General features: G+C 70.1%; 7 protein-coding genes and 1 pseudogene. 6 read left to right on the top strand and 2 right to left on the bottom strand.

The window, feature by feature from the left end:
- Nucleotides 1-85 precede the first annotated feature (85 nt).
- On the top strand, nt 86-2,089 hold the full coding sequence (gene recQ, locus DY023_RS00935; protein ID WP_116240468.1) for a DNA helicase RecQ: 2,004 nt from the start codon (nt 86-88) through the stop codon (nt 2,087-2,089).
- A 214-nt stretch (nt 2,090-2,303) separates the two neighbouring features.
- Complete coding sequence (locus DY023_RS00940; protein WP_116240469.1) at nt 2,304-4,349, top strand: acyl-CoA dehydrogenase family protein; 2,046 nt, start codon at nt 2,304-2,306, stop codon at nt 4,347-4,349.
- Nucleotides 4,350-4,463: 114 nt separating this feature from the next.
- On the opposite strand, the gene DY023_RS00945 is transcribed toward DY023_RS00940, so the two are convergent.
- A complete protein-coding gene (locus DY023_RS00945) occupies nt 4,464-5,432 on the bottom strand; it encodes a nucleoside hydrolase (RefSeq protein WP_116240470.1) in 969 nt (322 codons plus the stop codon).
- 20 nt (nt 5,433-5,452) lie between these two features.
- The gene (locus tag DY023_RS00950) at nt 5,453-6,856 is read right to left on the bottom strand and encodes an MFS transporter (RefSeq protein ID WP_245958523.1); all 1,404 of its coding nucleotides are present in this window, start codon (nt 6,854-6,856) and stop codon (nt 5,453-5,455) included.
- A gap of 178 nt (nt 6,857-7,034) precedes the next feature.
- Here DY023_RS00950 and DY023_RS00955 point away from each other — a divergent pair, with 178 nt between their 5' ends.
- The 4 genes and pseudogenes from DY023_RS00955 to DY023_RS00970 all read left to right on the top strand — a co-directional run.
- The gene (locus tag DY023_RS00955; protein WP_116240472.1) at nt 7,035-7,817 is read left to right on the top strand and encodes a GntR family transcriptional regulator; all 783 of its coding nucleotides are present in this window, start codon (nt 7,035-7,037) and stop codon (nt 7,815-7,817) included.
- Nucleotides 7,818-7,834: 17 nt separating this feature from the next.
- Nucleotides 7,835-8,674: a ribokinase gene (locus DY023_RS00960; RefSeq protein ID WP_116240473.1), complete on the top strand. Its 840-nt coding sequence runs from the start codon at nt 7,835-7,837 to the stop codon at nt 8,672-8,674.
- A 42-nt stretch (nt 8,675-8,716) separates the two neighbouring features.
- Nucleotides 8,717-9,289 (top strand): DNA-3-methyladenine glycosylase I, encoded by a 573-nt coding sequence (locus DY023_RS00965; RefSeq protein WP_116240474.1) that lies wholly within the window; start codon nt 8,717-8,719, stop codon nt 9,287-9,289.
- Nucleotides 9,290-9,438: 149 nt separating this feature from the next.
- Nucleotides 9,439-10,579 (top strand): annotated as a pseudogene (locus DY023_RS00970) (Ig-like domain-containing protein); the annotation flags it as partial.

Raw genomic sequence — 10,579 nt, forward strand, 5'->3', positions numbered from 1 at the left:
AGAGCGGTCACCCGGTCCGGGCGGTGTGCGGCCACGGGCTGTGGAGAAAGCCGCCGGCGTCGGCGGCGGTGGCTACCCTGGAGGGATGCCGCAGCACACGCCCTCGTACGACGAGCCGCCGTACCCGGACGAGCCCTGGGGCGAGCCGGAGGACCTCGACTGGATCCCGCCGGAGGACGGCTACGAACCCCCGCTGGACTGGGGTCAGGGGCCCATGACGCCTGTGGTGCCGGCGCCGGCATCCGGTCCTGCGGCCGGACGCCCCGCGCCCAGCCGCTTCCCCACGCCGCTCGAGGCGCTCCGCACGGTGTTCGGATACGACGCCTTCCGTGGCGACCAGGCCGCGATCGTCGATCAGGTCGTCGCCGGCGGCGACGCCGTCGTGCTGATGCCCACAGGTGGCGGCAAGTCGATCACCTACCAGGTGCCCGCGCTGGTGCGCGAGGGCACCGGCCTGGTGATCAGCCCGCTCATCGCGCTCATGCACGACCAGGTCGACGCGCTGCGCGCCAACGGCGTGAGGGCCGCGTACCTCAACTCCACCCAGTCGCTCGACGAGCGCCGTGCGGTGGAGCGCGACTACCTGGCCGGCGAACTCGACCTCATCTACGTCGCGCCGGAGCGACTGTCGAACTCGCAGACCACGGCACTGCTTCAGCGCGGAACACTCAGCGTCATCGCCATCGATGAGGCGCACTGCGTGTCGCAATGGGGCCACGACTTCCGACCCGACTATCTGGCGCTGGGCGATCTCGCGGAGCGGTTCCCCGGGGTGCCGCGCATGGCGCTCACGGCCACCGCGACCCGGGCGACGCACAAGGAGATCACCGAGCGGCTGCACCTGGACGGCGCGCAGCACTTCGTCGCGAGCTTCGACCGCCCCAACATCCAGTACCGCATCGTGCCGAAGGTCGATCCGCGCCGGCAGCTGGTCGCGTTCATCCGCTCCGCCGCCGAGGCGGGCCCTGTCGCAGGCATCGTCTATGCGCTCAGCCGCAAGTCCGTCGAGCAGACGGCCGAGTATCTCGTCGCGCAGGGCTTCGATGCCCTGCCGTACCACGCGGGGCTGCCCGCCGAGGTGCGGGCGGCGAACCAGGCGCGCTTCCTCCGTGAGGAGGGCGTGGTCATGGTCGCCACGATCGCGTTCGGCATGGGCATCGACAAGCCGGATGTCCGGTTCGTCGCGCACATCGATCTGCCGAAGTCCGTCGAGGGGTACTACCAGGAGACGGGTCGTGCCGGCCGCGACGGCGAGCCGTCCGTCGCCTGGATGGCGTACGGCCTGGGCGACGTCGTGCAGCAGCGCCGTCTGATCGACCAGAGTCCCGGCGACCGCACCTTCAAGCTGCGCATGGGCCAGCACCTCGACGCGATGCTCGCGCTGTGCGAGACGGTCTCGTGCCGGCGGCAGAACCTGCTCGGCTATTTCGGACAGGACTCGCAGCCGTGCGGCAACTGCGACACCTGCCTCGCGCCGCCCGAGACCTTCGACGGGCTGATCCCCGCGCAGAAGCTGCTGTCCACGATCGTCCGGCTGAAACGCGAGCGGAATCAGGCGTTCGGTGCAGGGCAGATCATCGACATCCTGCGCGGCTCGTCCACCGAGCGCATCCGCAAGTTCGGCCATGAGCAGATCGCCACCTACGGCATCGGACAGGACCTGTCAGAGCAGGACTGGCGCAGCGTCGTGCGGCAGCTGCTCGCCGGCGGCATCCTCGTGGCGCAGGGTGAGTACGGAACGCTCGCTCCCGGCGAGGCGGCTGCAGGGGTGCTCCGCGGCGAGACCCCGGTCCCGCTGCGCAAGGACATCATCGGCCGGGTCTCCGCGGCGAAGGCCCGCAAGTCCTCGGCATCCGATGCGCTGGATGCCGGCGACCGGCCGCTGTTCGAGGCGCTGCGCGCCTGGCGCGCCGAGACGGCGCGCGAGCAGGGCGTGCCCGCGTACATCGTGTTCGGTGACGCCACGCTGCGCGCGCTGGCCGAGCACCGTCCGGCGTCCGCCGCCGCGCTCGACGGCATCACCGGCATCGGCGCCAAGAAGCGCGACGCCTACGGCGATGCCGTGCTCGAGGTCATCGCCGCGAACTGAGACGCCGCCCTCCGGATGCTCCGGTCTCACTCGTTGCGGGTGCGTCCGCAATCTGATTCGCCTTCCGCGCACGACACGCGGCTGTGGACTCGCGACAACAGGAATCGAGGGCGTTTCGCGGTCTTGTGATGGGAAACCTACATGCGAGTTCCTCTGCGGTTGTCGTAGTCCTACCATCGAAGCATCCCCGGACTCCCTCTCGAGAGGATTCACCATGGTCGACGCCGCCGTTCGCACCTCCACTCCTGCCCCGCAGATCGATGTCGATCGCCTCAATGAGCTGCTCATGGGCACGTGGGCCGACACCCGGCGCGAGTCGCGCGAGCTGATCAAGGACTCGGCGTTCTGGCGCGACGACTCGCTCGGCAAGGACGAGCACCGCGAGCGCGTGCTCACGCAGCTGCACCTGCTGGTCGAGAACAACGCCGTGCATCGCGCGTTCCCGAAGGAGTTCGGCGGCGCGGAGGACAACGGCGCCAACATCGCCGGGTTCGAGGAGCTGGTGGTCGCCGACCCCAGCCTGCAGATCAAGTCGGGCGTGCAGTGGGGACTGTTCGGCTCGGCCGTGCTGCAGCTCGGAACCGCCGAGCACCACAGGAAGTGGCTGCCCGGCATCATGGACCTCTCCATCCCGGGCGCCTTCGCGATGACCGAGATCGGGCACGGGTCGGATGTCGCGGCCGTCGGCACGACCGCGACCTACGACCCGGAGACCGAGGAGTTCGTCATCAACACGCCGTTCCGTGCGGCGACGAAGGAGTTCCTCGGCAACGCCGCCCTGCACGGCATCGCCGCGACCGTGTTCGCGCAGCTGATCACGAACGGCGTGAACCACGGTGTGCACTGCTTCTACGTGCCGCTGCGCGGTGAGGACGGCGTCGACCTGCCGGGCATCGGCCGCGAGGACGACGGCCTGAAGGGCGGCCTGAACGGCATCGACAACGGCCGGCTGAGCTTCGACCACGTGCGCATCCCGCGCACCAACCTGCTGAACCGCTACGGCGACGTCGCGCCGGACGGCACGTACACCAGCGCGATCGACAGTCCTGGTCGCCGTTTCTTCACGATGCTGGGCACCCTGGTGCAGGGCCGCGTCTCGCTCGACGGCGCCTCGTCGTGGGCATCCGCTCTCGGACTGCACATCGCGATCACCTACGCGACGCAGCGCCGCCAGTTCGACGGCGCAGACGGGCAGGAGGTCGTGCTGCTCGACTACGGCAAGCACCAGCGCCGGCTGCTGCCGCGCCTGGCCACCACCTACGCGCAGATCTTCGCGCACGACGAGTTCCTGCAGAAGTTCGACGGCGTGTTCTCGGGCCGCACCGACACCCCGACCGACCGCGAAGACCTCGAGACCCTCGCCGCGGCGCTCAAGCCGCTGTCGACCTGGCACGCGCTGGACACGCTGCAGGAGGCCCGCGAGGCCTGCGGCGGCGCCGGCTTCATGTTCGAGAACCGCCTGGTCGGTCTGCGCCAGGACCTCGACATCTACGTCACCTTCGAGGGTGACAACAACATCCTGCTGCAGCTGGTCGGCAAGCGTCTGCTCACCGACTACGCCAAGCAGTTCAAGGGCAAGGATGCCGCGGCGCTCGCCAAGTACGCGGTCGGGCAGACCGCCGGCAAGGTGTTCCACGGCGCCGGCCTGCGCGCGCTCGGCCAGGCGGTCGCCGACCTCGGGTCCACCGCTCGTTCGGTGGAGCTGGGCCTGCGCGAGGAGCAGCAGCACGAGCTGCTGACCGAGCGCGTGCAGCAGATGGTCGCCGACATCGCAGGGCGCCTGCGCCCCGCGGGTAAGGACAAGGTCCTCGGCGAGAAGCTGTTCAACGAGAACCAGGCCGAGCTCATCGAGGCGGCGCGCGCGCATGGTGAGCTGCTGCAGTGGGAGGCGTTCACCGACGCCGTGCACAAGGTCGAGGACGCCGAGACCAGGAAGGTGCTCACCTGGCTGCGCGACCTGTTCGGACTGCAGCTGATCGAGAAGCACCTCGCTTGGCACCTCATCAACGGCCGGCTCTCCACCCAGCGCGCCGCTGCCGTGTCGAGCTACATCGACCGGCTGTGCGCGCGGCTGCGGCCCTACGCGCTCGACCTCGTGAACGCGTTCGGCTACGAGCCCGAGCACGTCCGCGCCCCCATCGCCTCGGGCATCGAGCAGCAGCGGCAGGACGAGGCCCGCGCGCACTACGCCGCGCTGAAGGCCTCAGGCCAGGCCCCGATCTCGGAGAAGGAGCTGCGCAAGCAGCAGAAGCGCGCCTGACAGCCTCGCGCGGAACGCCCGCACGACCGGTGAACGGATGCACGACGCATCCGCCCGTCCGATCGTGCGGGCGTTCCCGCGTCGTGCATCCGTGCCGGGGTGGCGGACGCAGCGTCAGCGCGGCGGGTTGGCCACCCGCTCGGCCAGGATGCCGGCGAGCGGAGCATCCGTCGCGAGCACGATGCGCACGTTCGCGTCTGCGTGGTCGACGGGGCCGACGCGCTGGCCGCGCAGGTCCGCGATGAGCTGACCGCGCCCGGGGCCGGCGGTCGTGTCGACGGTCACCGGAACGGCGGGCGCGTTCGTCGGCACCACCTGACCGACCGCGAGTGCCGCGGCGAGCGGGTCGTGCAGCGCGGAGCACCGCCGGCCGTAGGTCGCGACGTAGAAGTCCATGTAGAAGTCGAGCATCTCGCCGACGGCGCGCGCCACCGGCGAGTGCGAGGCCAGCAGCAGTGCGCGGTGCTCCTCCTCGAAGACGTTCTCCAGGGTCACGTCCAACGGAGCGACGATCACGGGCCAGGCCGCGCCGAGCACCGCCGCGGCGGCCTCCGGGTCGTTCCCGATGTTCGCCTCGGCGACCGGGCTGATGTTCCCCGCCACGAGAGCGGCTCCGCCCATGAGCGTCACCCGCGCCACCCGCGAGGGCAGCGACGGGTCGATCTCGAGGGCGGTGGCGAGGTTGCTCAGCGGGCCGACGGCCACGACCTCGAGCGTGCCGGCGTACTCGTGCGAGAGCCGGATCAGCATCTCGGCAGCCGTCCCCTCGACCGGCGCACGGGACGGCTCCGGCAGGGTCACGTCCCCGACGCCGTTCTCGCCGTGCACATGCTTCGCACCGCCGTCGAAGGCGCGCGTGAGGAAGTCGTGCCGGCCGACGGCGACCGGCACGTCGTCGCGGTCCGCGAGTGCGAGCAGTCCGAGCGTGTTCCGCGCGGCCTGCTCGGCGTCGGTGTTGCCGCACACGGTGCCGATGCCGGCCAGCTCCACCTCGGGTGACGCGAGCAGGTACGCCAGCGCGAGCGAGTCGTCGATCCCGGTGTCGCAGTCGAAGTACAGCGGGCGGTTCTGGGTGTCTGACATCGGGGTCTCCTCGTGGGGCATCAGGCGGTAGGGCGGCCGGCCGGCTTCGGCTGCAGGAACAGGCTCGCCACGAACGCCAGCACGCTGATCCCGACCGAGATCCACAGTGCCAGGGTGTAGCTGCCGGTCACGACGAACGGCGCGACGATCGCGATGCCGAGGCTCGCGCCGAAGCCGAACCCGGTGCTGTTCATGCTGGGCAGGATCGCGGGCGCCTCGCTGGGCGACTGAAGCACTCCCAGGCCGTTGGTGGTGGTGAGCACGACGCCGTTGTATGAGATGCCCAGCACGACGAACATGGCGAACACGGTCCACTGGCTGAACGGGAACACGGCCGTCACCACGAGTGCCGCGATCGAGAGCACCATGCCGACGCGCAGCATGGGGATCCAGCCGAAACGGCCGGCGAGCCAGCCCGACAGCGGTGCGGCGGCCAGCCCGATGAGGGCGGGCGGGGTCAGGTACATCAGTGCCGAGGTGGACGCGTTCATGCCGTAGCCGACGGCCTGGTCCTGACTGAGGATGACGATGGTGAAGTTGATCACGGTGAACACGCTCGACAGCGTCAGCACGGTGACGGCGAGCACCGGCCACACCTGACGCGAGCGCAGGTGCTGCACGGCGACCAGCGGCGTGGTGCGGCGTTTCTCGATCGCCGCGAAGGCGAGGAACGCGGCGATCGTGCCTGCCAGGAACACCAGTGTGAGCGGGGCGAACCAGCCCTGACCCGATCCGGTCGAGACGAAGTACGTGAGGCAGATCAGTCCGATCGACAGCGCTGCGGCCCCCCACCAGTCCATGCGTCCGGTAGAGGAGGGTGCACCGTCGCGAGGGACGGCCAGGGCGACGCAGACGATCGCCAGTACGGCGACCACGAGGATCACGACGAACAGCGCGCGGAAGCCGAACGCGTCGGCGAGGAGGCCGCCGATCCAGCCGTCGACGCCACCGACGCCGCCGTTGATCGCCGTGAGCACGCCGAGCACGGTCGGGAACACCGCCACGGGGAGTGTCTCGGCGAGGATCACGTACGAGATCTGGAATGCCGCGCTGGAGGCGCCCTGCAGCACGCGCCCGATCAGCAGCACGGTGAGGTTCGGCGAGATGATGCAGAGCACCGTGCCGAGCGCGATGAGCCCGAGCACGATCAGCAGAGCGCGCTTGCGCCCGATGAAGTCGCTCCAGCGAGCCAGGATGATGCCGCCGACCGCGCCCGCGAGGAAGAACAGCGACGACACCTGCGACACCGCATCCATCGGTGCGCCGAGCTGCTTCGAGATGTCGGGCAGCGCCGGGGTGATCATGCTCGAGTTCAGCTGGAAGGCGACGACCGTGAGGATCAGGGTCGCGACCATCGCGACCGAGCGGATGCCGCGGATCGGTTCGGGCCGATCGAGCACAGCGGGTGAGGGGGAGGACTGCATGGATGACTCCTTCGTCAGCGGAGGATGCAGGGTGCCGGCCTCCTAGGGTTATATGATGTTATACCTCTGAGGTAGAACATCCGCAACGTGCGTTCCGGCATGGTTGAATGGCGTTTGTCCTGGCGGCATCCGATCCGCGACATCCGCATCGGCACACCGCATCGGCGAAGGAGACGACATGACGGCGACAGAGCAGTTCCTCGGCAGGCCGCTGACAGCCACCGTCGGGCAGCCGCTGCGCGTGGCGGTGTACTCCCGGCTGGCCGAGGGCATCCGCTCCGGCGTCTTCGAACTGGGCGCCGCGCTGCCGCGCGAGACCGAACTGGGCACCGCGCTCGGCGTCTCGCGCACCGTGGTGCGCGAAGCACTGATGCTGCTCGAGGAGGACGGCCTGATCACCACGCGGCGCGGCATCGGCCGCTTCGTCGCCGACGCGCTGCCCGTCGTAGGGCTGGAGGAGCTGCGTCCACTCGAGGCCGCGCTCGCAGACGCGGCTGAAGACATCACGGTCCGCCAGCTCGAGTTCGTGCTGCAGCCGATGACCGATTTCGTGGGCGGGCGCCTGCATCTGGATGCCGAGGCGAACACCTGGTTCCGCGAGAGTGTGATCGAGCGCGCGGGGGAGCCGGTCGCCCTGCTTCAGGAGCACCTGCCCGCCGGGCGCTACCTCTCCGACCACAGCCCGCAGATCGCGGCGACCATCGACGAGGCCGCAGCCGAGGAGTCCAGCCTGATGGCGGCGCTCATCGCCCGCGGGGCAGCGGTCTTCACGTCGGCGGTGTGCGAGATCACCGTGAATGTCGTCGGCGAGTCACGTGGTGCGCTGCTCGGCCTCGATGCCGCGGATCCCGTGCTCATCCTCACCCAGACCGCCTCGACGTCGTCCGGACCCGTCTACCTGGCCAAGTGCATCGTGTCCGGCAAGGCCGGACTGCTCTCGGTCGTGCAGACCAGCCAGTGAGCAACCAAGGAGATCCGATGAACGCACCCGTCTCGCTCGCCGTCGTCGGCAGCATCAACGTCGACCTGACCGCACGCACCGAGCGGCTGCCCGAGGCCGGCGAGACGGTCGGCGGCGGCAGGCTGGTGCGCGAGCCGGGCGGGAAAGGCGCGAACCAGGCTGCGGCCGCCGCGCGGCTGGGCGCCCGCACCCGCATGATCGGCGCCGTCGGCTCCGACGCCGACGGCGAGGCCATGCGGCAGTCGTTGATCGAGGCGGGCGTGGATGTCGCGGACGTGCGCACCGCAGCGGAGCCCACCGGCGTCGCCCTGATCGTCGTCGATCGCGCAGGCGAGAACCAGATCGCGGTGTGCGAGGGGGCGAACGGCGCCGTGAGCCTGGACGGTGTCGGCCTCGGTGCTGACGAAGCGGTGCTCGCCCAGCTGGAGGTCTCGATGGACGTCATCCGCCGTCTCGCATCCGAGGCGAAGGGCTTCTTCGCGCTGAATGCGGCACCGGCCATGGACCTTCCCGACGACGTGCTCGAGCGAGCCGACCTGATCATCGTGAACGAGACGGAGTACGAGCTCATCCCCGCGCTGCGCACCGCGAAGCGCGTCGCGGTGACCTACGGCGGTGAGGGCGCCGAGCTGTTCGAGAGCGGACTGCGGATCGCCGCGGCGCCGGCCGTGAAGACCGAGGTGGTGAACACCGTCGGCGCGGGCGACGCGTTCTGCGCGGCGCTCACCATCGGGCTGGCCTCGGGCGTCGACGCCGCACGGGCGCTGGCCGGCGCGTGCGCCGTCGGCGCCGCCGCGGTCGCGGACGCGCGCTCGCAGCCGCTGCTCGAGCAACTCGATCGGTACCTGGCCGGCTGACCCGGCATCCGCGGCGTCGGCGGGTGCCGATAGCGTGGATCCATGACATCGCTCCTCACCGCCGCTGACGGGCGCGCACGCTGCGCCTGGGTCGGCGACGACGACGAGTACCGCCGCTACCACGACGAGGAGTGGGGCGTGCCGCTGCGCGGAGACCGCGCGCTGTTCGAGAAGATGTCGCTGGAGGGGTTCCAGGCGGGCCTCAGCTGGATCACGATCCTGCGCAAGCGCCCCCGCTTCCGCGAGGTGTTCTCCGGTTTCGACCCGGCCGTCGTCTCGCGATTCGACGGCGACGACGTCGAGCGCCTGATGTCGGATGCCGGGATCGTGCGCAACCGCGCCAAGATCGAGGCCGTGATCGGCAACGCCGCACTGGTCGATGCCATGGCCGACGGCGAGTTCGACGAACTGATGTGGTCCTTCGCCCCGGCAGATGCGGGTCCCCGCCCGCGCGAGTTCGCAGACGTTCCGGCCACGACGCCGGCATCCGCCGCATTGAGCAAGGAGCTGCGCCGGCGCGGGTTCCGGTTCGTCGGTCCGACGACCATGTATGCGCTGATGCAGTCCGCCGGCATGGTGGACGATCACGTGGAGGGGTGCTGGCGCGTCAGCTGAGCGATGGGCAGTTGTCCCCATCGCGATGCTCAGGACCGCTGGCCTAGGATAGGCGGGCGTGCCTGGGGGCCGGCGTGGCGGCATCGGGGCGCACAGACACTGACGAGCGCGCAGGAGTACCGGATATGAAGGCCTTGAGCTGGCTCAGGATGCGCCCCAGGACCCTGGCATCCGCCGCTGCGGTGACGGTCGGGGCGGTGACGATCACGACGCTCGCGCTGGCGTACGACGGCAACCCGACGACCGAGGTCGATCTGAACGACGGCGGCGTGTGGATCACGAAGTCGTCCGATCTGCTGGTGGGGCACTTCAACAACGAGTCGACGCTGCTCGACGGCGGTCTGCGCACGACCGGCCAGGAGTTCGACATCCTGCAGGACGAGTCGACCGTCGTGGTCGTGAACCGCGACGAGTCGACACTGACGCCGGTGAACCCGGCCACGGTCGCCCTCGGCGACGCGACGAGCATCCCCGGGTCGGCGAAGGTGGCACTCGGCGACAAGACCACGGCCATCCTCGATCCCGGTTCCGGCGACCTCTGGGTCGTCCCGCCGCAGAACCTCAACGGGTTCGAGTTCGCGGCCAGCGAGCCCGTGGCGGAGCTCGGCAAGGATGCCGATGTCACCGTCGGTGACGATGGCACCGTCTATGCCGTGTCGCCGGCGCAGTCCGCGGTGTACACGATCCCCGTCAGCCCGCAGGGCGACCCGGGGGAGCCGGAGTCGGCTGCCGTGGACGGGCTGGAGACGGGCAGTGAGGCGTCGATCACCGCGGTGGGGGCGACGCCGGTCGTGCTCGACCGCGGGCAGGGCGTCGTCATGACTCCCGGCGGCTTCCGCTCCGAGATCGACGACGCGGACTCCGCGGTGCTGCAGCAGGCATCCGGTGAGGCGGGTGACGTCGCAGTGGCGACCGGTTCCGCGCTGCTGCGCGTGCCGCTGGACGGCGGCGAACCAGCGGAGAAGAGCGTCAAGGGGAAGGGCGTCCCTGCCGCACCGGTCCACGTCGCCGGGTGCACGTACGGTGCATGGGCCGGCTCCGGCGCATTCGTGCGGGACTGCGGCGGCGACGCGAGTGATCTGTCGGAGCGGATCCCCGGTCTGAAGCCGTCGGCGAGTCTGACCTTCCGGGTGAACCGGGACGTCGTGGTGCTGAACGATGTCATCGGCGGCATGGCCTGGATCGCCACGGACAGCCTGCAGCAGGTGGACAACTGGAACGACATCACTCCTCCGGAGGGCGAGACCGAGGAGGAGGAGAACACCACCGAGGAGACGGTGGAGACCTCCC

The sequence above is a fragment of the Microbacterium bovistercoris genome, from assembly GCF_003387575.1.
In the GTDB taxonomy this organism is placed as follows: Bacteria; Actinomycetota; Actinomycetes; order Actinomycetales; family Microbacteriaceae; genus Microbacterium; species Microbacterium bovistercoris.